A 21,802-nucleotide genomic window follows, 5' to 3' on the forward strand; every position below is an offset into this window, starting at 1 on the left:
GGACGTTCGGGCGACCGCGCCCGGAAACGGCGAAGGCCGCCGTCCGCTTCGCAGCGGGCCGGCGGCCTTCTCTCGTCGTGCGGGTCGGCGGCGCGGGTCAGTCGTTGGCGTAGCTGGGGACGATGTGCTCGTGCGTCTCGCGCAGTTCGGCGAGCGGGATGGAGAACAGCTCCTGCGGCTGCCCGTCGGCGCCGCGCGCGGAGATGTGCAGCGCGTCGCCGCCCGTCACGCCGAGCTGGGTGACCGGGACCCCGGCGGCCTCGCACAGCGCCGCCAGACGGCCCTCGGAGCCCGGCCGGACCGCCACCACGGCGCGGGCCACCGACTCGCTGAACAGCGACACGAACGGATCGCCGGGCAGCGTGATCCGGGCGCCCAGCCCGCCGCGCAGGCACGACTCGACCAGCGCCTGCGACAGGCCGCCGTCGGACAGGTCGTGCGCCGCCGACAGCAGGCCCTCGCGGGCCGCCGCGACCAGCACCGAGGCCAGCGCGACCTCGGCGGGCAGGTCCACCTTCGGCGGCAGGCCGCCCAGGTGCCCGTAGACGACGTGCGCCCACTCCGAGCCGCCGAACTCCTCGCGGGTCTGGCCCAGCAGCGCCAGCGTGGCGCCCTCGCTGCTGAACGCGATGCCGACGCGGCGCCGCACGTCGTCGTGCACGCCCAGCACGCCCACGACCGGCGTCGGGTTGATCGGCGTGGTGCCGGTCTGGTTGTAGAAGCTGACGTTGCCGCCGGTGACCGGGGTGCCCAGGTAGCGGCAGGCGTCCGCCAGCCCCTCGACGGCGCGGGCGAACTGCCACATCACGCCCGGGTCCTCGGGGGAGCCGAAGTTCAGGCAGTTGGTGACCGCGAGCGGGCGGGCGCCGGTGGCGGCGACGTTGCGGTACGCCTCCGACAGGGCCAGCTGCGCGCCCGAGTACGGGTCGAGGCGGGTGTAGCGGCCGTTGCCGTCCAGCGACAGCGCGATGCCCAGGCCCGACTCGTCGTCCACCCGCAGCACGCCCGCGTCCTCGGGCATGGCCAGGACGGTGTTGCCCAGCACGTACCGGTCGTACTGCGAGGTCACCCAGGTCTTGCTCGCCAGGTTCGGCGACCCGGCCAGCCACAGCACGGTGCGGCGCAGCTCGTCGGCGGTGCTCGGGCGGGTCAGCCGGCCCGGGGTGTCGGACTGCAGCGCGGCCAGGTCGGCCGGCGGCTCGTACGGCCGGTGGTAGACCGGGCCCTCGTCGGCGGCGGTGCCCGGCGGAATGTCGACGATCTTCTCGCCGCGCCAGGTCATCACCAGCCGGCCGGTGTCGGTGACCGCGCCGATCACGGTGGCGGGGATCTCCCACTTGGCGCAGATCTCCAGGAACCGGTCCACCTTGGCGGGCTCGACCACCGCCATCATGCGCTCCTGCGACTCGCTCATGAGGATCTCCTCGGGGCGCAGGGTCGCATCGCGCAGCGGGACGGAGTCGAGCTCGATGTGCATGCCGCCGGTGCCCGCGGCCGCCAGCTCGGTGGTGGCGCACGACACCCCGGCCGCGCCGAGGTCCTGGATGCCGACCACCAGGTCCTCGCGGAACAGCTCCTGGCAGCACTCGATCAGCAGCTTCTCCATGAACGGGTCGCCGACCTGCACGCTGGGCCGCTTGGCCTGCGACTCCTCGTCGAAGGTGGCCGAGGCCAGCACCGAGGCGCCGCCGATGCCGTCGGGGCCGGTGCCCGCGCCGAACAGGATCACCCGGTTGCCCGGGCCCGGCGCCACGGCCCGCTTGATGTCCGCATGCCGCATCACGCCCACGCACAGGGCGTTGACCAGCGGGTTCTGCGCGTAGCAGGGGTCGAAGACGGTCTCGCCGCCGATGTTGGGCAGGCCGAGGGAGTTGCCGTAGCCGCCGATGCCGGCCACCACGCCGGGCAGCACCCGCTGGGTGTCGGGGGCGTCGGCGGGCCCGAACCGCAGCGAGTCCATGATCGCGACCGGGCGGGCGCCCATCGACATGATGTCGCGGACGATGCCGCCGACGCCGGTGGCCGCGCCCTGGTACGGCTCGACGTAGGACGGGTGGTTGTGCGACTCGACCTTGAACGTCACCGCCCAGCCCTGGCCGATGTCGACCACGCCCGCGTTCTCGCCCATGCCGACCAGCAGCGCGTCGGTCTCGGGCGCCTTCTCGCCGAACTGGCGCAGGTGCACCTTGGAGCTCTTGTAGGAGCAGTGCTCGCTCCACATCACCGAGTAGATCGCCAGCTCGGCGGAGGTGGGGCGGCGGCCGAGGATCTCGCGGACCCGCCGGTACTCCTCGTCCTTCATGCCCAGCTCGGCGTACGGCTGCGGCCGGTCGGGGGTGGCCGCGGCGATCTCGACGGTGTCGGTGACGGGCTCGTCCGGCGGGGTCATCTCGGTGGCCAGCTTGGGCCGCGCCGGGTCGGCCGGGCCCGGCTGCGGACCGGGCTGCGGGACGGGCTGGGGGCCGGTCGGCTCGGCGGTTCCGGCCGCCGGGACGGGCTCGGCGAACGGGCCGGGGCCGGCGGGCTCGCCGGGGACGGGGTGGTCCGGCGCGGGCGGCTCGGGCGACTGCTGCCGCTCGGCGGCCAGCGCCTTGGCGAACACCTCGGCCGCGTCCGGCGACATCACCACCGGCGGCCCGGGCGGCTGCGCCGGCCCGGCGGGCTGCGGCGCGGCCGGGGCCTCGCCGGGGACCGCGGGCTGCGGCCCCGTCGGCGGGCCCTCCTGGACCACCGGCTGCGGACCCGTGCCGGGCCCCTCCGGCGGGACGGCCGGCTGCGGGCCCGTGGGCGGCCCCTGCGGCACCGGAGGCTGCGGGGCGGCACCCGTGCCGGGCTCGGCCCCCACGACGGGCAGCGGGCCCGTACCGGGGCCGGGCTCCGCGCCCACGACAGGCAGCGGGCCCGTGCCCGGGCCCGCGGGGCCGGCGGCGCCGGGTTCGGCCGCCTCGTCGCGCGGCGCGTCCTCCTCCACGATCGCCTCGAACGCCGCCGTCACCGAGTTGCTGACGGGCTGCAGCTCGGGGTCGTCGGCGTCGGACTTCAGATCGGCGAACCACTCGAACGTCGGCTCGCCGGTGTCCTGCCGCGGGCCGGGGCCCCCGGCCGCGTCCTCGGGTCCGCCGCCCGGCACCCGTTCGTCACGCTCGGTCATCCCGCTCCCCTCCGGGGCCCGCTGGTCGTCGTTGGTCCACCGCTCGTCGCTCATGTCCTGCCCCCGCTCGCGCGCGCCGCCGCCGTCACGCGTTGACCAGCCTCTTGACGATCGAGGTGAAGAAGCCGAGCCCGTCGGTGGACGGTCCGGTCAGCGACTCCACGGCGTGCTCGGGGTGCGGCATGAGGCCCACCACGTTGCCCGCCTCGTTGCAGATCCCGGCGATGTCGCCGAGCGAGCCGTTGGGGTTCAGGTCGAGGTAGCGGGCCACGACGCGGCCGGTGTCCTCCAGCTCGGCGAGGGTGCGCTCGTCGGCGGTGTAGCGGCCGTCGCGGTTCTTCACCGGGATGACGATCTCCTGGCCGACCCGGTACTCGGTGGTCCAGGCGGTGTCGGCGTTGTCGATGCGCAGCCGCTGGTCGCGGCAGACGAAGTGCAGTCCCGCGTTGGGCAGCAGCGCGCCCGGCAGCAGGTGCGACTCGCACAGCACCTGGAAGCCGTTGCAGATGCCGAGGACCGGCAGCCCGCCCTTGGCGGCGTCGACGACCTCGGTCATCAGCGGCGCGAACCGGGCGATGGCGCCCGCGCGCAGGTAGTCGCCGTAGGAGAAGCCGCCGGGCAGCACGACCGCGTCCACCCCCCGCAGGTCGTGGTCGGCGTGCCAGAGCGCGACGGGTTCGGCCCCGGCCAGCCGTATGGCGCGTGCCGCGTCACGGTCGTCCAGGGATCCAGGGAAGGTGATGACCCCCACCCGGGCAGCGTCCATCTGTTCGTCTTCCTCCGCAATGAGGGCGGCCAAGGTTCTCGGGGACCCGGGCGGCGTCGTCGCCGCCCGGCTCGGGGGTCCGGGGGCCGAGGGTCACCCCCCGGGTGAACACCGCGGCGCCGACGCAGCCGCCGACGGGCGACGGGCGGGCCGCCCGTCCCGGCGGTTCCGCGCCGCCGGTCACCCGATATGCGCCGGTTCGGGGGTCGCCCCCCGGGTGGACTCGACGGGCCTCCGGCGCAGCCGCCCCGAAGGGCGGCGAGCACGGGGAACCGCCTCGGCGCACGCCCCTAATCTACCCGGCACTGCGTGCGAGCTGTCGTTCGAGGCGGCGTACCAGGGCTCCGTCCTGCCAGGTCAGCCGCTTGCGCAGGTGAACGACGGTGCCCCGGTCGGGGCCGGCGTCGATGCTGAGGTCGTCCACCAGCGCGCGCATGATCCTAATACCGCGCCCAGATTCGGACAAATCGCCCAATTCCGTACGGGGTGCCGGGCGGCGCGGACCGCGCCCCCAGTCCTTGATCCGCAGTACGCAGCTGCCGTGGTCCACCCATCCGGCGACCTCGAACTCGGCGCCCGCGCGGGCGTGCTGGACGACGTTCGTGCACGCCTCGGAGGCGGCCACCAGTACGTCGGCGACGCAGTCCTCGGCCACGCCCAGTCCGCGCAGCGCGTCCCCCACCACCCGGCGGATCACCGGGACGCTCAGCGCCTCCCGGGGCATTGCGAGCGAGAGCTTCATGTCCACCCGGTCACCTCGTGTCATCCCCAGGCCCCCCTGGTCGACCCCCGGACCCGGACCGCGCTCGTCGTACTCAATCGGACCTAAGGCTTCCCCGACGGAAACTTCCGTAATCGTTATACTGGCCGGACTTTTCATGAACTCCAGGTGGCCAGAACGACCGAATCGCCCCATCGGATCCGCCGCATCGGCCGAGCGTGGCGGCCCCGCGGGCGCCCCTCCGGCCCCGCTGGAGCCTCCTTTTCCCGCACCGCTTGGAATTGGAACGGGCCAGAAAGCGGACGCGTTCACGACCGCGTCCGCCCGAAGAATTCCGGTTGACATTCCCCGCTGACCGGAGGCGGCCATACCGGGCCCCCGAACCCCGGGCGCGGCGCCCCGGTCGCCACACAGCGTAACCGGTCGGGGCCGGTCGCGGGGGCCGGTCAGTCCTCCTGCAGGACGCGGACCTCGTAGGTCTCGATGACGGGATTGGCCAGCAGGGTGCCGGCGATCTGCCGGACGCGCTCCACGGCCGCCTCGTCGGCGGGGCCGTCCAGCTCCACCTCGAAGCGCTTGCCCTGGCGGACGGCGGTCACGCCGTCGAAGCCGAGCTGCGGCAGCTTGCGCGCGATCGCCTGGCCCTGGGGATCGAGGATTTCCGGCTTGAGCATGACGTCGACCACGACCCGCGCCACGACTGCCCCCTCACTGATCTGGGCTTTCACTGTCGCGTTGAAGCGTACGGCACCATTACCTCCGACAGGTCACGCCCCCGAGCCAGCGCGGAGCCGTCCGAATGAACGTCGAGGAGCTGTCTCCCCCCGAACGCCGTCTGTGGCAGGCGTTCCCCCGCGGGGAGGTGGTCGATCTGTCCACCGGCGACCCCGGCTACGACGACCCCGCCCAGGCCGAGCGGTGGGGCGTCGACCGGGTGATCCGGGCCGAGGTGCTGGTGGCGCTGCTGGTGGGCGCGGTCGAACCGGAGCCGGGGCAGGTGGCGGCGCTGCGGCTGACCGGCGCGCGCATCGTCGGGTCGCTCAACCTGGGGCACGCCGAGGTGACGGTGCCGCTGGTGCTGACCCGCTGCGCGTTCGACGAGGCCCCGCACCTGTACTGGGCGAGCATGAACAGCGTCCACCTGATGGGCTGCCGCCTGCCCGGGCTGGTGGCGTCCGGCACCCGGGTGGACGGGCACCTGTGGCTGGAGGGCAGCCGGATCTCCGGCGGAGTGTGGCTGGACGGTGCGCACATCACCGGCATCCTCAACATGTCGGGCGTGCACCTGGCCAACCCGGGCGGGGACGCGCTGCTGGCCGACCGGCTCTCGGTCGACGCCAACGTCTACTGCGACCGGGGGTTCGCGGCCACCGGCGAGGTGCGGCTGCCGGGCGCCCGGGTCGGCGGGCAGCTGATCTTCCGGACGGCGCGGCTGCACAACCCGTCGGGCGCCGCGCTGTACGCCAGCCGCCTGGACGTGGCCGCCAACGTGTTCTGCGACGGCGGGTTCGCCGCGCGCGGGGAGATCCGGCTGCGCGGCGCGCGGGTGGGCGGCTACCTGTCGTTCGTGGGCGCCGAGCTGTCGCATCCCGAGCGGACCGCGCTGAACGCCGACGACCTGCAGGTGGAGACCGACGTCTACTGCTCCGACGGCTTCTCGGCGGTGGGCGCGGTGAGCTTCGCGGGGGCCCGGGTGTCGGGCGAGCTCAACCTGAGCGGCGCCCGGCTGCGCAACGAGAGCGGCACCGCGCTGAACCTGGAGCGCCTGCAGGCCGAGGAGGTGCTGCTGCGTCCGGCCGAGCAGGTCGAGGGCGTGGTCGATCTGGCGTACGCGCGCATCAACCTGCTGCGCGACGACCCGGCGACGTGGCCCGCGCGGATGCAGCTGGACGGCCTGCAGTACGAGAACCTGGACCCGCCCCTGGACGCCCGGCAGCGCCTGGAGTGGCTGCGCCGCGACACCGACGGCTACCTGCCGCAGCCCTACGAGCGGCTCGCCCAGACCTACCGGACGCTGGGCCTGGACGCCGACGGGCGCACGGTGCTGCTGGCCAAGGCCCGGGCCAGCCGCGACACGCAGGGCGTCCCCCGGAAGATCATCGGCTGGCTGCAGGACATCCTGGTCGGCTACGGCTACCGCCCGTTCCGGGCGATGAGCTGGCTGGCGGGCCTGCTGGCGTTCGGCACCATCGTGTTCTCGCTGCACCGCCCGCCGATCCTCAACGAGGACGACCACCCGCACTTCAACGCCTTCCTCTACACCCTCGACCTGCTGCTGCCGGTCGGCGACCTGGGGCAGGAGCGGGTGTTCGCGCCCGAGGGCATCTACCAGTGGATCGCCAATCTCCTGGTCGCGGCGGGGTTCATCCTCGGCCTGACGGTGGCCGCCGGGATCACCCGCGCCCTGTCCCGAGAGTGATGCCTTTTGTTGTTTCTCGCGGCTGTTGTCACTCTTCGTAGGAGCGCCGGTCACGCATAATCGCGGTGCAGGCGGGGAAGCGGCCGACGGGGAGAAAAGAGCCGGACGAGGTCTTGCGCCCCCGGGAGTGATGTCTGCCACGATGGCTTTGCGGCATTCGTCCCTTACCTGGGGCGACATGCCCCAGACGCCGGCCGGCGTGCGGCGACCCCGCGTTCCGGCCCCGATCGAGGAGTGACATCGATGGCGATCGACTCCGCGCGCGGCGCACCCGACGTCCGCGAGCTCGCCGAACCCGAGCTCATCCAGCTGCTCACCCCCGAGGGGGAGCGCGTCGAGCATCCCGACTACCCGCTCGACCTGACGCCCGAGCAGGTCCGCGGCCTGTACCGCGACCTGGTGATCGTCCGGCGGATCGACCGGGAGGCGGTGGCCCTCACCCGCCAGGGCGAGCTGGGCCTGTGGGCCTCACTGCTCGGCCAGGAGGCCGCGCAGATCGGCTCCGGGCGGGCGCTCGGCGAGCACGACATGGTGTTCCCCACCTACCGCGAGCACGGCGTGGCCTGGTGCCGCGACGTCGACCCGCTGAAGCTGCTCGGGCTGTTCCGTGGCGTGAACCACGGCGGCTGGGACCCGGCCGAGCACAACTTCCACCTCTACACGATCGTGATCGGCAGCCAGACGCTGCACGCGACCGGCTACGCCATGGGCGTCCAGCGCGACGGTGTGCTGGGCACGCCCAACGCGGGCGCGACCATCGCCTACTTCGGCGACGGCGCCACCTCGCAGGGGGACGTGAACGAGTCGTTCGTGTTCGCCTCGGTGTTCAACGCGCCCGTCGTGTTCTTCTGCCAGAACAACCAGTGGGCCATCTCCGAGCCCCTGGAGAAGCAGTCGCGCATCCCCCTGTACCGGCGCGCGCAGGGCTACGGCTTCCCCGGCCTGCGGGTGGACGGCAACGACGTGTTCGCCTGCCTGGCCGTGACGCGCAAGGCGCTGGAGGCGGCCCGCACCGGCCAGGGCCCGACGCTGATCGAGGCGTACACCTACCGGATGGGCGCCCACACCACCACCGACGACCCCACGCGCTACCGCCTCAAGGCCGAGGAGGAGGCGTGGAAGCTCAAGGACCCGATCGAGCGGGTCAAGGCGTACCTGGTGCGCGGCGACATGGCCGACGCCGCCTTCTTCGAGGAGATCGACGCCGAGGCCAAGCAGATCGCGATGGACCTGCGCAAGGCGTGCCTGGCGATGCCCGACCCCGGGCCGATGGACATCTTCGCCGACGTCTACGCCGACGCCCACCCGCTGATGACCGAGGAGCAGGAGCAGTTCGCCGCCTACCTGGCGTCCTTCGAGGAGGTGTCGTCGTGACGACCGAGACCGGGACCGCCCGCGCCGCCGCCGCGCCGGCCGCCGAGACGCTGACGCTGGGCAAGGCGCTGAACGAGGGCCTGCGCAAGGCCATGGAGAACGACCCCAAGGTCCTGGTGATGGGCGAGGACGTCGGCAAGCTCGGCGGCGTCTTCCGGGTCACCGACGGCCTGCAGAAGGACTTCGGCGAGGAGCGGGTGATCGACACGCCGCTGGCCGAGTCGGGCATCGTCGGCACCGCGATCGGGCTGGCGCTGCGCGGCTACCGGCCGGTCGTGGAGATCCAGTTCGACGGGTTCGTGTTCCCCGCCGCCGACCAGATCATCACCCAGCTGGCGAAGATGCGGATGCGGTCGCTGGGCGCGGTGAGCCTGCCGGTCGTGGTGCGGATCCCGTGCGGCGGCGGCATCGGCGCGGTGGAGCACCACAGCGAGTCGCCCGAGGTGTACTTCACGCACACCGCGGGCCTGCGCGTGGTGGCCTGCTCCAACCCGGCCGACGCGTACACGATGATCCAGCAGTCGGTCGCCTCCCCCGACCCGGTGATCTTCTTCGAGCCCAAGCGCCGCTACTGGGACAAGGCCCCCGTCGACGTCGCCGCCGCCCCCGAGAGCTGGACGCCGCTGCACCGCGCCCGCGTCGTCCAGCCGGGCGAGGACGTCACGGTGCTGGCGTACGGGCCGATGGTCAAGACCTGCCTGGAGGCCGCCGCGGCGGCCGCCGAGGAGGGCCGGTCGCTGGAGGTCGTCGACCTGCGCTCGCTGAACCCGCTGGACGTCGACCTTGTGGTCGCGTCGGTGGAGCGCACCGGCCGGTGCGTGGTGGTGCACGAGGCGCCGGTGTTCTCCGGGTACGGCGCCGAGCTGGCCGCGCGGATCACCGAGCGGTGCTTCTACCGGCTGGAGGCGCCGGTGCTGCGGGTGGGCGGCTTCTCCACCCCGTACCCCCCGTCCCGGTTGGAGGAGCACTACCTGCCCGACCTGGACCGGGTGCTGGACGCGGTGGACCGGACGTTCGCGTGGTAGGGGTCATGAGCGAGGTCAAGCAGTTCAACCTGCCCGACGTGGGCGAGGGCCTGACCGAGGCCGAGATCGTCAAGTGGCATGTGGCGCCGGGCGACCGGGTCGAGGTCAACCAGACGATCGTGGAGATCGAGACCGCCAAGGCGATCGTGGAGCTGCCCTGCCCGTTCGAGGGCGTGGTGGCGGGCCTGCTGGTCGCCGAGGGCGAGACGGTGGACGTCGGCACCCCGATCATCTCGGTGGACGTCTCGGGCGGCGAGGCCGCGTCCGAGGCCGCTTCGCAGGCCGACGCAGGGGCCGCCGCAGGGGCTGCCGCAGGGGCCGCCGCGCCCGCTCCCGAGGCGGAGGCGGTGCAGGAGGCGCCGGTGCCGGCCCCGGACGAGCCGGGCATGGTGCAGCCGGAGGAGCCCAAGCGCCAGCCGGTGCTCGTCGGGTACGGGGTCAAGCCGGGGGCGACCAGGCGCCGTCCGCGCCGCACCCCCGCGCCCGCTCCGGCCTCCCGCCCCAACGGCCGTCCACAGCCTGTGGACAAGCGCGTCCTGGCCAAGCCGCCGGTGCGGAAGATGGCCAAGGACCTGGGCGTGGACCTGGCGACGATCACGGGGACGGGCCCGGCCGGGTCCATCACCCGCGACGACGTCCAGGCCGCCGCCGCGGCCGCGGCCGCGCCGCGCGTCCCGGCCGCGCCGCAGGCGCCCGCGCCCGCCCCGCGGGGCGGCGAGGAGCGGATCCCGGTGCGGGGCGTGCGGCGCAGCACGGCGGCGGCGATGGTCGGGTCGGCGTTCACCGCGCCGCACGTCACCGAGTGGCTGCAGGTGGACATGACCGCCACCATGGACGCGGTGCGGCGGCTGCGGGAGCTGCCCGAGTTCGCCGGGGTGAAGGTGTCGCCGCTGCTGCTGGTGGCCAAGGCGCTGCTGATCGCCGTGCGGCGGCATCCGATGGCCAACTCCTCCTGGGTCGGCGAGGGCGACGCGGCCGAGATCGTCGTCAAGCCGTACGTGAACCTGGGGATCGCCGCGGCCACGCCGCGCGGCCTGCTGGTGCCCAATGTCAAGGACGCGCACGCCAAGTCGCTGCCGGAGCTGGCGCGGGCGCTGAACGAGCTGGTGGACACGGCCCGCGCGGGCAAGGCGTCCCCGGCCGACCTGACCGGCGGCACGATCACCATCACCAACGTCGGCGTGTTCGGCGTCGACGCGGGCACCCCGATCCTGACGCCCGGCGAGGCGGCCATCCTCGCCGTCGGCCAGATCCGGGACATGCCGTGGGTGCACCAGGGCGAGCTGGCGGTCCGCAAGGTCGCCACGCTGGCGCTGTCGTTCGACCACCGCATCATCGACGGCGAGCTGGGCTCGAAGGTGCTGCGGGACGTCGGCGACATGCTGGAGGACCCGCTGCACATGATCGCCTGGTCCTGACGGGCCCGGCGGGGGCCGGGGCGCGGCGCGCGTCCCGGCCCCCGCGCGCGTCAGTTCACCGGAACGTTGTCGATCTTGCCGAAGGGGCCCGCGTCGAAGGTGACCCTCTTGACGTCGCCGGGCGGCGCGGGCAGGTAGACGAAGCCTCGCGCCGGCTGCCCGACGCCCGTGCGGAACGTGGCGCGCCCCGGGTCGACGTAGGAGGCGTACGCGCCGGGGGCGGCGGCCCCGATGCGTACGGCGCGGTAGACGTCCTTGCCTCCCGGCACGCTCACGGAGAACGCGGTGAAGGCGCCTCCCGGGTAGTCCTGGTGGGCGTACGAGGCGTCCGGCGGGGTGTCGCCCGGACCCTCGTTGACGATTTCGAAGACGGCCACCAGGTAGGAGCCGTCGCGGTAGAACGGCTTGACGTTCAGCCGCCGTGTGGCCTGCCCGAACCGTCCGGTGCGGCTGGCCACGGTGGTCCCGTCCTGGGCCCGGAACGTCGCGGGTGTGGCCGAGGACGTCGGCGACGCGCTGGGCGTCGCGGACGGGGTGGCGGTCGCGGACGGGGTGCCGGTGGCGGCCCCCTGCTGCACCTTGTAGGAGATCTCCACGCGGCGGTTGCGGGCGCGGGCCGCCGCGTCGCCGGAGCCGCCCTCCTTGGCGACAGGGTCGGCCTTGCCCTTGCCGGTGGCCGTGTAGGTGAACGTGTCGCCGAGCCGCTTCTTCAGCTCCTTCTCCACGGCCTGGGCGCGGCGCCGCGACAGGTCGAGGTTGCGCGAGGCGTCCCCGGCGCCGTCGGTGTGGCCGTCGATGGCGATGGCGCGGTCGGTGGCGCTGATGGTGCGCCGGATGTCGGCGGCCGCCTGGTCGAGCACCTGCCCGGCGCGTGCGGACAGCTTGTCGGAGCCGGACTCGAACAGCACGTCCGCGCGCAGGCTGAGCGTCTCGTCGGACGGGCTGGAGGTCACGTCGCGGGTCTCGCCCTCGGTGATGCTGTAGAGGTCGGTCGCGCCGCCGCTCGGCGACGTCGTGCCAGGCGGTGTCGTGGACGGGGTGGGCGTGGACGGGGTGGGCGGGCTCGTGGTCGTCCCGACCGGAACGGCGCCGAAGCCCCTCCCAAGGCCGCCCCCGGGCACCGTTCCGGTGCCTGGGCTCGTGCTGATGCCAGGGCTCGTGCCGGTACCCGGGCCCGTGCCGGTGCCGGTCGGGGTGCCGGCGGTGACCGGGACCCCGGTGAACTCGCCGGCCGTCCCGGGCGTGATCACCGTGACGCGCTGGACGTCCTGCGGCAGCGGCGGGTACTCGATGGCCAGCTCCTGGGCGGCGCCCACGGTGAGCTGCGCCGGCTGCCCGCCCGTCAGCGGCCGGTAGAACCTGCGGCCCACCGGGTCCAGCAGCGAGACGGCGAACGGCATGGTGGCGCCCGCGCCGCCGGAGGCACCGGCCGAGGGGGTGGCGGACGCCAGCGGCGTGAGGGCCAGGCGCAGCACCGACCGGGCCGCCTGCCGCTCGACGCCCTTGACCTCGACGCGGGCGTGCAGCCCGTCCGCCCCGCCGAACCAGCCCTCCTTGACCATGCCGCCGCCCGCCGCCGACGCGGTCGCCGGGCCGCCCGGCGCGCGGGGCGGGTCCACCCTAACGGCCGCGGGGCCGGAGTCGGAGCAGCCCGCGGTCATGATCAGTACGGCGGTCAACGGGACGGCCGATGCGAGGACGGGTCTGCGCACTGCCATGGGGCCTTCCGCTTCCGACAGCGACTCGGTCGCGGGACACCCTAGCGACGCCCACCCGCCCGGGCGACACCCCCACGCCGCCGCTTGCGGAGACCGCGCCGACCGGCAGGGAACCGTTCCGGCGCCGCTCGGCAACAAGGGATGTACCGACCAGAAGCCGAGAGGCCCACAATGAGCGAAACGAGCCCGCCGGGGGCCGACGACGCCTCCGCGATCGAACGGTCCCGGAGCCATCCGGAGGCGTTCGCGGAGGTGTTCCGCCGCCACGCCCCCGACCTCAAGCGGTACGTCACCCGCAGGCTGGGACGCGACGCCGCCGAAGACGTGGTGGCCGAGACCTTCCTCAACGCGTTCCGCCAGCGCGACCGCTACGACCTGGCCCGGCGCGACGCGCGTCCGTGGCTGTACGGGATCGCCACCAACCTGATCCGCCGGTACGTCCGCGAGGAGGTGCGCCACCTGCGCGCCGCCGAGCGCACCGGAGCCGACCCCGTCACGGCGCCGTTCACCGAACGCAGCGACGAGCGGGTCAGCGCGCAGGCGCACGGGCCGCGCCTGGCCGGGGCGCTGGCGGCGCTGCCCAAGGGGCACCGCGACGCGCTGCTGCTGGTGGCCTGGGGCGGCCTGACCTACCCGGAGGCCGCGCAGGCGCTGGGCGTGCGGGTCGGCACGGTGCGCTCGCGCATCAACCGGGCGCGCAAGAAGTTGCGCCGCGAACTCGGCGAGACCAACCCCACGCTGATCGTCAGGGAGGAGAGGGTCCATGGATGAGATGACCGCGCTCGACCGGTTCCGCTCGGAGGTTCCGCGTCCGGGGCCGGACGACCTGCGCGCCGAGGAGGCGCGGCTGATGGCCGCGATCTCGGGGGCCGACCCGGCTCCCGCCCGCCGCGTCCGCGCCGGCGGTCCGGGGCGCGTCCGCGGCCGCCTGGCGATCGGCCTGGCCGGGGGGCTGGCCGCCGCGGCGCTGGCCGCCGGGGCCGTGGTGGTGTCCCACGAGCCGGCGCAGCGCCAGCCGGAGCAGGTCACGCGCATCATGCCCGTGGCGGCGTCCGAGGTGCTCACCCGCGCCGCCGACAACGCCGGCAAGTTCCCCGAGCTGCACCCCAAGCCCGGTCAGTACCTGGTGTTCGAGTCCCAGACGATGAACCCCGCCGAGCTGAACACCGCCAAGGGCCACTCGCGCTACCTGGAACGCGGCTACCGCAAGGTGTGGCTGCCCGTGGAGGGCGACGCGACGAAGGGCGTCATCGAGGGCAAGAGGCTGTCGCCCAAGCCCTACCCGGGGTGGCCGATCCCGCCGGAGGCGTACCAGACCGAACCGAGCAACGGCCCGGAGAAGCTCGCCGACTTCGACAACCGGGTGGAGTACCTGCGCAACGACTACGCCTACACCAGCCGCCTGCCCACCGACCCGCAGAAGATGTACGAGCACCTCTACACCCGCCTCGGCACGGGCCCGGAGGCCGACATCGAAGCCTGGCAGCGGGTCGGCAGCCTGCTGACGGAGGCGTACATGCCCGCGGCGCAGCGGGCCGCGCTGTTCCGGGCCGCCGCGGCGATCCCCGGCGTCACCACGATCGACGACGCGGTGGACGCGGCGGGCCGCAAGGGCATCGCCGCCGCCAAGGTCATCGGCGGCAGCCGGCACGAGTACATCTTCGACCGGCGCACCTACCGCTACCTCGGCGAACGCGAGGTCGTCACCGACGCGGCCAAGGCCGAGGCGCCGGTCGGGTCGGTGCTGACGTCCACGGCCCTGCTGAAGGTCTCGGTCGCCGACCGGGCCCCGCAGGCCAAGCCCCACCGGTGAACCGCTAGCGGACGCGGGCGGGCCCCGTCACCGGCGACGGCGACGGGGCCCGCGACCGCTCCGGGAGGCGGAGGCCGATGTCAGAAGGCGTCCTCGGGGAGCTCCATGACGTCGAGCGTCGTGGCCTCGGCGGCGGCGCGCTCGCCGGCCAGGCGCGGCAGCACGTTGGCGCAGAAGAACTGCGCCGCGGCGACCTTGCCCTGGTAGAACGCCTTGTCGGCGGCGGAGACGTCGCCGGCCAGCTTGGCCAGGGCGACCTCGGCCTGGCGGCACAGCAGCCAGGCCACCACCACGTCGCCGGCGGCCAGCAGCAGGCGGGTGGTGTTCAGGCCGACCTTGTACAGCTCGCGCGGGTTCTCCATGGAGGCCATCGCCCAGCCGATCATCGGCTGCAGGATGCCCTGGAAGTCCTCCAGGGCCCGGGCGAGGGCGGCGCGCTCGCTCTTGAGGCGGCCGTTGCCCGCGTCGCCGGCGGCGAACTCGCGGATCTGGTCGGCCAGCACGGTCAGCGCGGCGCCCTGGTCGCGCAGGATCTTGCGGAAGAAGAAGTCCTGGCCCTGGATCGCGGTGGTGCCCTCGTACAGGGTGTCGATCTTGGAGTCGCGGATGTACTGCTCGACCGGGTAGTCCTGCAGGAAGCCGGAGCCGCCGAAGGTCTGCAGCGAGTCCGAGCCGAGCAGGGCGTAGGCGCGCTCGGAGCCGAAGCCCTTGACGATCGGCAGCAGCAGGTCGTTGAGCTTTTCGGCCTGCTCGTCCTTGCGGCCCTCGTGCTCGGCGATCTGCACCGCGTCCTGGTAGGTGGCGGTGTAGAGCACCAGCGCCCGCATGCCCTCGGCGTAGGCCTTCTGCGTCATCAGGCTGCGCCGCACGTCGGGGTGGTGGGTGATGGTGACGCGCGGGGCGGTCTTGTCGGTCATCTGGGTCATGTCCGCGCCCTGCACGCGCTCCTTGGCGAACTCCAGCGCGTTCAGGTACCCGGTGGACAGGGTGGAGATGGCCTTGGTGCCGACCATCATCCGGGCGTGCTCGATGACCATGAACATCTGCCGGATGCCGTCGTGCACGCCGCCGACCAGGTAGCCGATGGCGGGGTGCTTCTCGCCGAAGGTCAGCTCGCAGGTCGTGGAGACCTTCAGGCCCATCTTCTTCTCGACGTTGGTGACGTACACGCCGTTGCGGTCGCCCAGCTCACCGGTCTCCAGATCGACCAGGTACTTGGGCACCAGGAACATCGACAGGCCCTTGGTGCCCGGGCCGGCGCCCTCGGGACGGGCCAGGACCAGGTGGAAGATGTTCTCGGCCATGTCGTGCTCGGCCGAGGTGATGAAGCGCTTGACGCCCTCGATGTGCCAGGTGCCGTCGGGCTGCTCCACGGCCTTGGTGCGGCCCGCGCCGACGTCGGAGCCGGCGTCCGGCTCGGTCAGCACCATGGTGGAGCCCCAGCGCCGCTCGATGGCCAGCTCGGCGAACCGCTTCTGCTCGGGCGTGCCGATCTGGTGCAGCAGCCGGGCGAAGGCGGGGCCGCTGCCGAACATCCAGACGGCCGGGTTGGCGCCCAGCACCATCTCGGCGACCGACCAGCACAGCGAGCGGGGCGCGTTGTTGCCGCCGAGCTCCTCGGGCAGCTCCAGCCGCCACCACTCGGCGTCCATCCACGCCTGGAAGGACTTCTTGAAGCTCTCCGGCATGGTGACCGAGCTGGTGGCCGGGTCGAACACCGGCGGGTTGCGGTCGGCGTCGGCGAAGGACTCCGCCAGCGGGCCGGAGGCCAGCCGCTCGACCTCCTCCAGGATGCTGCGGGCGGTGTCGGCGTCCACCTCGGCGAACGGTCCGGTGCCGAGGACCTCGCCGCGTCCGAGGACCTCGAAGAGGTTGAACTCCAGGTCCCGGAGGTTGCTCTTGTAGTGCCCCATCGAAGCTCCTTGCCTTGGCCGGTGGCGGCGGCGGGCAACGACCCCGACCGACCTCCCGGGTGACGGTATGGCGTTCGTAACGTACTGGTCGGTAACACCCCAATGCTACCCGCTGGTAACCAGTGCCGACCACACATTCCGAATGCGATTCCGGAGGACGGACCACTAGACATCGGACGACAATGGCGAAAAGTGATACAAATCACACAGTGTTGTGAGGTCGTCCGAAAACCGGTCATCTCGCCCGCAACAGGACGCCCAACAGCGGGTACACCCTCCCCGGATCCGCCGCCGCGCCCCAGGGCAAGCGCACGACGAGGAGGTTCGCGGCACCGCGCCGCCCCTGCACCGCCGGCCGCCGGAGACCGAACGCGCCTCGGAATCGGCGGCGGGACGCATAACCGTCCGGGCCGGGGGTTCGAACGCCGGGCCGTGCTGAGGCAGGATCGGCTATCTGGCCGTCGTTTCCGTCGGTGACCCGGCGCCCGCAGCCGCACCCCGTACCCGACAAGGAGAACGCCCATGAACCCGACGGAGTCCCCGAGGCTCACCGTCATCGGCACCGGCTACCTCGGCGCCACCCACGCGATCTGCATGGCCGTCCTGGGCTACGAGGTCCTGGGCATCGACGTGGACGAGCGCAAGATCGCCAAACTGGCCGCCGGCGAGGTGCCGTTCTTCGAACCCGGCCTGCCCGAACTGCTCACCAAGGCGCTGGAGTCGGGCCGGCTGCGCTTCTCCACCTCCTTCGCCGAGGCCGGGGAGTTCGGCGACGTGCACTTCATCTGCGTGGGCACCCCGCAGCAGCCCGGCTCGGACGCCTGCGACCTGACCTACGTCAACGCCGCGATCGACTCCCTCGCCCCCCACCTGGCCCGCCGGGCCCTGGTGGTGGGCAAGTCGACCGTCCCGGTCGGCACCGCCGCCGAGCTCACCGAGCGGCTGCAGCGGCTGGCCCCCGCCGGCACGGCCGTCGAGCTGGCGTGGAACCCCGAGTTCCTGCGCGAGGGCTACGCCGTCGACGACACCATGCACCCCGACCGGCTGGTCTTCGGGGTCGCCTCCGACTGGGCCGACCAGCAGCTGCGGGCGGCGTTCCGGCCCGTCCTGGACCAGGGCACCCCGGTGATCCGCACCGACCTGGCCACGGCCGAGCTGGTCAAGGTGGCCGCCAACTCGTTTCTGGCCACCAAGATCTCCTACATCAACGCGATGGCCGAGGTGTGCGAGGCGGTCGGCGCCGACGTCAAGGACCTGGCCGACTCGCTGGCCCTGGACGACCGGATCGGCGGCAAGTTCCTCAAGCCCGGCCTCGGCTTCGGCGGCGGCTGCCTGCCCAAGGACATCCGCGCGTTCGCCCACCGCGCCGAGGAGATCGGCGTCGGCCAGGCGGTGTCGTTCCTGCGCGAGGTGGACGCCATCAACCGGCGGCGCCGCGCCCGCACCGTCGACCTGGTGCGCGAGCTGCTCGGCGGCCAGATCTCCGGGCACCGCATCGCCTGCTGGGGCGCGGCCTTCAAGCCCAACTCCGACGACATCCGCGACGCGCCCGCGCTGGATGTGGCACGTACCATGCACGGCCTGGGCGGGCACGTACGGGTGTACGACCCGGCCGCCCTCGACAACGCCCGCCGCGCCTTCCCCGAGCTGCGCTACGGCGAGAACGCCCTGGACGTCGCCCGGGACGCCGACGTCGTGGTGCTGCTGACCGAGTGGTCGGAGTTCCGCGAGATCGACCCGGACGCCCTGGCCGAGGTCGTCGCCCACCGCCGCATAGTGGACGGCCGCCATGCCCTGGACGCCGCCCGCTGGCGCGAAGCAGGCTGGGAATACCGCGCCCTGGGCCGCTCCTAGGCCGTATCCGGTGGATCATGGCGGCCGCGTGTCCGCCTCCGGTGAAGCCGCCCCGCCGACAGAACGAAACGGTCCGAAACCGCATCGAGCTGCCCGAAGTGAGGTGCGGCACCGCCGCCCCGGCGCCCGGCCCGGCCCGTCACCACCGGCCGGAGCACCCCGGCCACCGCACCGCTGCGCCCCCGCCATGATCCACCGGACAGGCCTTAGCCCCCGGGCGCCGCAGGGCCGACCGCGCACAGGACACGCGCCGACGGCACGAGGCGGACGCCCACGCCGCTCCTGAGCACCCGGGCCCCCGAAAGGCCAAGCCCTCCAAGCACACCGGCGCACCCTGGCAAGTGGCCCCTGAGACCGGCCCGGGGCCGCCACGCCCCCACCGGAGGCAGCCGGTGAGCCGAAAGCTCATCCTCACCGTCGCCCCGACGGGCGGCATGGCCGCCAAGGCGCAGAGCCCGCACCTGCCGGTCACCCCCGGAGAGATCGCCGACGGCGTCGTCCGCTGCTGGGAGGCGGGCGCGAGCGTCGCGGCGACAACACACCCCGGGCCGCGCCTCCCACCAGGAGCCCCACAGCACACCGGTACGAGGGCGCCGCGACGTGTTGAACGCTGCGTCGACCGGCTCAAATGAGCCGCGCGGGATCGTCCCCCGCCGAGCTCGCCCGTCGCTGCCGGGGGCGCCGTAATCCGCTGGATACCGGCGGAGGTCCCGTTGGGAGGGCTGGGCTCCGGGAAGGGGCGGGGTGGGTTTCTGGTTGGATTGGGATGAGGGCGTGTGGTGCATGCCCTTCCGGACGAGGAGCGCGCCGTACCCGGTCAAGACAAGACGACGCGTGGAAGTGACCGGCTCGTCTTGTTCGGAGGGGTGGAAGCATGGCCTGGGTCCTCGTCATCGTCGCCGGCCTGTTCGAAGTGGCCATGGCGTTGTCGCTGAAGGCCAGCCGCGGCTTCACGCAGGTGCTGCCGTCCATAGGGTTCGTGCTGTTCGCGCTTATCAGCTTCGGCCTGCTCAACCTGGCGCTGACCAAGCTGGACGTCGGCACCGCGTACGCGGTATGGGTGGGCGTCGGGGCCGTCGGCACCGCCGTGCTCGGCATGCTGTTCATGGGCGACCAGGTCTCGGCGGGCAGGATCGCGGCGCTGGCGCTGATCGTCGCCGGGGTCGTCGGGCTCAACCTGGCCGGCGGAGGCGCCCACTGACCTGCGCCCGCGGCCGTCCGCCGCCGTCCGAGATCGTCCGTGGCCGTCCGCAGCAGCGGGAACGCACTCCCCCCTGCTCGCGTCTACTTGGCGAGGACGCGATAGCGTCCCGAATCTCTCGGGAGGGGAGAAGACGGTGGTCTTCAAGAAGCTGATGCAGGCGCTCGGAGTCGGCGGCCCGCAGGTCGAGACCGTCCTGCACAACCCGAACACCACGCCCGGCGGGGTGGTGACGGGCGAGGTGACCGTCATCGGCGGCGAGCACGACTCCGACATCAAGGGCATCAACCTGGCTCTGAAGACCCGCGTCGAGGTCGAGTCCGGCGACAGCGAGTACCAGTCCGACCTGGAGTACGCCAAGGTGCAGATCGCCGGGCCGTTCCGGCTGGACGACGGCGCGCGGCACAGCATCCCGTTCCAGCTGCACATCCCGTGGGAGGCGCCGCTGACGCACTTCTACGGACGGCCGCTGCACGGCACCACCGTCGGCGTCGCCACCGAGCTGGAGGTCGCGCGGGCCGTCGACGCCACCGACCTGGACCCGATCGCGGTGCACCCGCTGCCCGCGCAGGAGCGGATCCTCACCGCCTTCGCCAATCTCGGCTTCCACTTCCGCAACGCCGACTGCGAGAAGGGCCGCATCTGGGGCGTCCACCAGGAGCTGCCGTTCTACCAGGAGATCGAGTACTACCCGCCGACGCGGTACGCCCGCGGCATCAACCAGCTCGAGGTGACCTTCGTGTCGTACCCGCAGTCGATGGAGGTCGTCCTGGAGCTGGACAAGCGCGGCGGGCTGTTCACCGAGGGCCACGACGCGTTCGCCCGGTTCACCGTCGACTACGCCACCGTCGACAACATCAACTGGGAGCAGCAGCTCGACTCCTACCTGCAGCAGGCCGCACGGCGCCGCGGCCTCTTCTGACCGGCGGGGGGTTGGCGACCACCGGAGGAGACGAACCACGTGACACAACCCCCCGGACTCAGCGAAACCGAACAACGGCTCTGGGCGGCGTTCCCGACGGGCGCCCGCGTGGTCCTCGGGGACGACCGTCCGGCCGGTCCGGATCCCGGGCGCACCGTCCGCGCCGAGGTGATCAGGCAGCTGCTGCTCGGCGCGTGCGAGCCGCGCGAGGGGTACGTGCCCGCCGTCCGCCTCACCGGCGCGTACATCATCGGGCGGCTGGACGTGTCGGGCGGCACGGTCGAGCACGAGCTGCGGTTGGAGCACTGCCGCCTGGTCGAGCAGCCCGACTTCTCCAACGCCCGCACCCGGCAGCTGCGCCTGTCGGACTGCCGGATGCCCGGGTTCGACGGCGGCGGCCTGCACGCCGACGGCTACCTCAGCCTGTCCCGCTCGGTGATCGACGGGGAGGTGCGGCTGCCGCGCGCCCAGCTCATGGGCGGGCTGCGGATGATGCGCACCGTGATCACCGAGACCGACCCGGCCAAGTGGGCGGTGTTCAGCGGCGGCATGGTGGTCGAGGTCGGCGCGTTCATCCGGGACGCGCAGATCACCGGCGGGATGCGGCTGGTCGGCGCGCGCATGAACGGCGGGCTGTTCATGGAGGGCACCGCGCTGCGCAATCCGGGGCGGCTGGCCCTGGACGCGCAGAACATGATCGTCGAGGACACCGCCGAGTTCAGCAAGGGCTTCACCGCCCTCGGCACGGTGCGGCTGCGCAGCGCCCGGGTCAACGGCATCCTGTCGTTCTCCAAGGCCGTGCTGGACTCCGGCGACCCGGGGCGGATGGCGCTGCACGCCAGCCACCTGCACGCCGACGAGCTGATCCTGTGGCCGCAGCGCCGGATCGAGGGCCGGGTGTCGCTGTCGTACTCCCGGATCGGCCTGATCATGGACGACCCGTCCATCTGGCCCGACGAGCTGTACCTCAACGGGCTCGTCTACGACAGCCTGCGCGGCGGCACCTTCCGCGACCGGCTGAACTGGGTCAACCGCGACAAGCAGTTCCACCTGCAGCCGTACGAGCAGCTGGCCGCCTGGTACCACGGCATCGGCCACGACGACCTCGCCCGCAAGGTGCAGCTGGCCAAGCTGCGCACCCGCCGCCGCCATCTGGCCAACCCGATCGGCAAGGCGTGGGGGTACCTGCTGGACTGGACGGTCGGGTACGGCTACCGGCCGTGGCTGGCGTTCGGCTGGTTCGCCGTGCTGGTGACGCTCGGCACGGCGGTGTTCTCGGCCGACAAGCCGCAGCCGATCAAGCCGCCGGACGAACGGCCCGACTACCACGCCTTCGTCTACACCCTGGACCTGCTGATCCCGATCGACACGTTCGGGCAGCAGCAGGCGTTCGACCCGTCGGGCTGGTCCCGCTGGGTGGCGTATGCGCTGGTCGCCACGGGGTGGATCCTGGCCACCGCGCTGATCGCCGGGGTGACCCGCGTGCTGCGTCCCAGCTGACCGGGCA

Annotated in this window: 17 protein-coding genes and 1 riboswitch; of the genes, 11 read left to right on the plus strand and 6 right to left on the minus strand. The window is 73.0% G+C overall.

Translation table 11 applies throughout. The annotated features are described in order from the left end of the window. Positions 1 to 97: 97 nt before the first annotated feature. The 4 genes from purL to purS form a co-directional block, all read right to left on the minus strand. Entirely contained in the window at positions 98 to 2,389 is a 2,292-nt protein-coding gene (gene purL, locus ABD879_RS04790) for a phosphoribosylformylglycinamidine synthase subunit PurL (RefSeq protein ID WP_345017833.1), read from the minus strand. Between the two features lie 847 nt (positions 2,390 to 3,236). Continuing rightward, on the minus strand, positions 3,237 to 3,917 hold the full coding sequence (gene purQ, locus ABD879_RS04795) for a phosphoribosylformylglycinamidine synthase subunit PurQ (protein ID WP_345017795.1): 681 nt from the start codon (positions 3,915 to 3,917) through the stop codon (positions 3,237 to 3,239). A 295-nt stretch (positions 3,918 to 4,212) separates the two neighbouring features. Next, the gene (locus ABD879_RS04800) at positions 4,213 to 4,659 is read right to left on the minus strand and encodes an ATP-binding protein (RefSeq protein WP_345017834.1); all 447 of its coding nucleotides are present in this window, start codon (positions 4,657 to 4,659) and stop codon (positions 4,213 to 4,215) included. Positions 4,660 to 5,084: 425 nt separating this feature from the next. Then, positions 5,085 to 5,336, minus strand: coding sequence for a phosphoribosylformylglycinamidine synthase subunit PurS (purS, locus tag ABD879_RS04805; RefSeq protein ID WP_285497477.1), 252 nt, complete (start codon positions 5,334 to 5,336; stop codon positions 5,085 to 5,087). Positions 5,337 to 5,437: 101 nt separating this feature from the next. On the opposite strand from purS, the gene ABD879_RS04810 reads away from it, so the two are divergent. The 4 genes from ABD879_RS04810 to ABD879_RS04825 all read left to right on the plus strand — a co-directional run bounded on the left by ABD879_RS04810 (position 5,438) and on the right by ABD879_RS04825 (position 10,874). Then, complete coding sequence (locus tag ABD879_RS04810; RefSeq protein WP_345017798.1) at positions 5,438 to 7,057, plus strand: hypothetical protein; 1,620 nt, start codon at positions 5,438 to 5,440, stop codon at positions 7,055 to 7,057. A gap of 243 nt (positions 7,058 to 7,300) precedes the next feature. After that, positions 7,301 to 8,431, plus strand: coding sequence for a pyruvate dehydrogenase (acetyl-transferring) E1 component subunit alpha (pdhA, locus tag ABD879_RS04815; protein ID WP_345017800.1), 1,131 nt, complete (start codon positions 7,301 to 7,303; stop codon positions 8,429 to 8,431). Further along, on the plus strand, positions 8,428 to 9,456 hold the full coding sequence (locus ABD879_RS04820) for an alpha-ketoacid dehydrogenase subunit beta (RefSeq protein WP_345017802.1): 1,029 nt from the start codon (positions 8,428 to 8,430) through the stop codon (positions 9,454 to 9,456). Before pdhA ends, ABD879_RS04820 begins: the two co-directional genes overlap by 4 nt. 5 nt (positions 9,457 to 9,461) lie before the next feature. Continuing rightward, positions 9,462 to 10,874: a dihydrolipoamide acetyltransferase family protein gene (locus tag ABD879_RS04825; protein ID WP_345017804.1), complete on the plus strand. Its 1,413-nt coding sequence runs from the start codon at positions 9,462 to 9,464 to the stop codon at positions 10,872 to 10,874. 50 nt (positions 10,875 to 10,924) lie between these two features. On the opposite strand, the gene ABD879_RS04830 is transcribed toward ABD879_RS04825, so the two are convergent. Further along, positions 10,925 to 12,592 (minus strand): OmpA family protein, encoded by a 1,668-nt coding sequence (locus tag ABD879_RS04830; protein ID WP_345017807.1) that lies wholly within the window; start codon positions 12,590 to 12,592, stop codon positions 10,925 to 10,927. A 171-nt stretch (positions 12,593 to 12,763) separates the two neighbouring features. On the opposite strand from ABD879_RS04830, the gene ABD879_RS04835 reads away from it, so the two are divergent. Beyond that, positions 12,764 to 13,363, plus strand: a complete 600-nt coding sequence (locus ABD879_RS04835) for an RNA polymerase sigma factor (RefSeq protein ID WP_345017808.1) — start codon at positions 12,764 to 12,766, stop codon at positions 13,361 to 13,363. Continuing rightward, complete coding sequence (locus ABD879_RS04840) at positions 13,356 to 14,405, plus strand: CU044_5270 family protein (protein WP_345017809.1); 1,050 nt, start codon at positions 13,356 to 13,358, stop codon at positions 14,403 to 14,405. The genes ABD879_RS04835 and ABD879_RS04840 overlap by 8 nt, the downstream gene beginning before the upstream one ends. Positions 14,406 to 14,485: 80 nt before the next feature. Here ABD879_RS04840 and ABD879_RS04845 read toward each other — a convergent pair whose 3' ends face one another. Further along, positions 14,486 to 16,318, minus strand: a complete 1,833-nt coding sequence (locus tag ABD879_RS04845; RefSeq protein WP_345017811.1) for an acyl-CoA dehydrogenase — start codon at positions 16,316 to 16,318, stop codon at positions 14,486 to 14,488. Positions 16,319 to 16,840: 522 nt separating this feature from the next. Here ABD879_RS04845 and ABD879_RS04850 point away from each other — a divergent pair. The 5 genes from ABD879_RS04850 to ABD879_RS04870 all read left to right on the plus strand — a co-directional run bounded on the left by ABD879_RS04850 (position 16,841) and on the right by ABD879_RS04870 (position 21,795). Next, positions 16,841 to 18,172 carry a UDP-glucose dehydrogenase family protein gene (locus ABD879_RS04850; protein ID WP_345017812.1) on the plus strand — a complete coding sequence of 444 codons (1,332 nt, stop codon included), beginning with the start codon at positions 16,841 to 16,843 and terminating at the stop codon, positions 18,170 to 18,172. Between the two features lie 392 nt (positions 18,173 to 18,564). Further along, a complete protein-coding gene (locus tag ABD879_RS04855; RefSeq protein ID WP_345017814.1) occupies positions 18,565 to 18,804 on the plus strand; it encodes a 3-keto-5-aminohexanoate cleavage protein in 240 nt (79 codons plus the stop codon). 135 nt (positions 18,805 to 18,939) lie between these two features. Beyond that, a riboswitch (guanidine-III (ykkC-III) riboswitch) is annotated at positions 18,940 to 19,009 on the plus strand. A gap of 37 nt (positions 19,010 to 19,046) precedes the next feature. Next, complete coding sequence (locus ABD879_RS04860) at positions 19,047 to 19,373, plus strand: DMT family transporter (RefSeq protein WP_345017816.1); 327 nt, start codon at positions 19,047 to 19,049, stop codon at positions 19,371 to 19,373. Positions 19,374 to 19,509: 136 nt separating this feature from the next. Further along, positions 19,510 to 20,295, plus strand: coding sequence for a sporulation protein (locus ABD879_RS04865; RefSeq protein ID WP_345017819.1), 786 nt, complete (start codon positions 19,510 to 19,512; stop codon positions 20,293 to 20,295). A 39-nt stretch (positions 20,296 to 20,334) separates the two neighbouring features. Then, positions 20,335 to 21,795, plus strand: a complete 1,461-nt coding sequence (locus ABD879_RS04870) for a hypothetical protein (RefSeq protein ID WP_345017820.1) — start codon at positions 20,335 to 20,337, stop codon at positions 21,793 to 21,795. Positions 21,796 to 21,802: the final 7 nt, after the last annotated feature.

The organism is Actinomadura keratinilytica (assembly GCF_039539665.1).
Classification (GTDB): domain Bacteria; phylum Actinomycetota; class Actinomycetes; order Streptosporangiales; family Streptosporangiaceae; genus Spirillospora; species Spirillospora keratinilytica.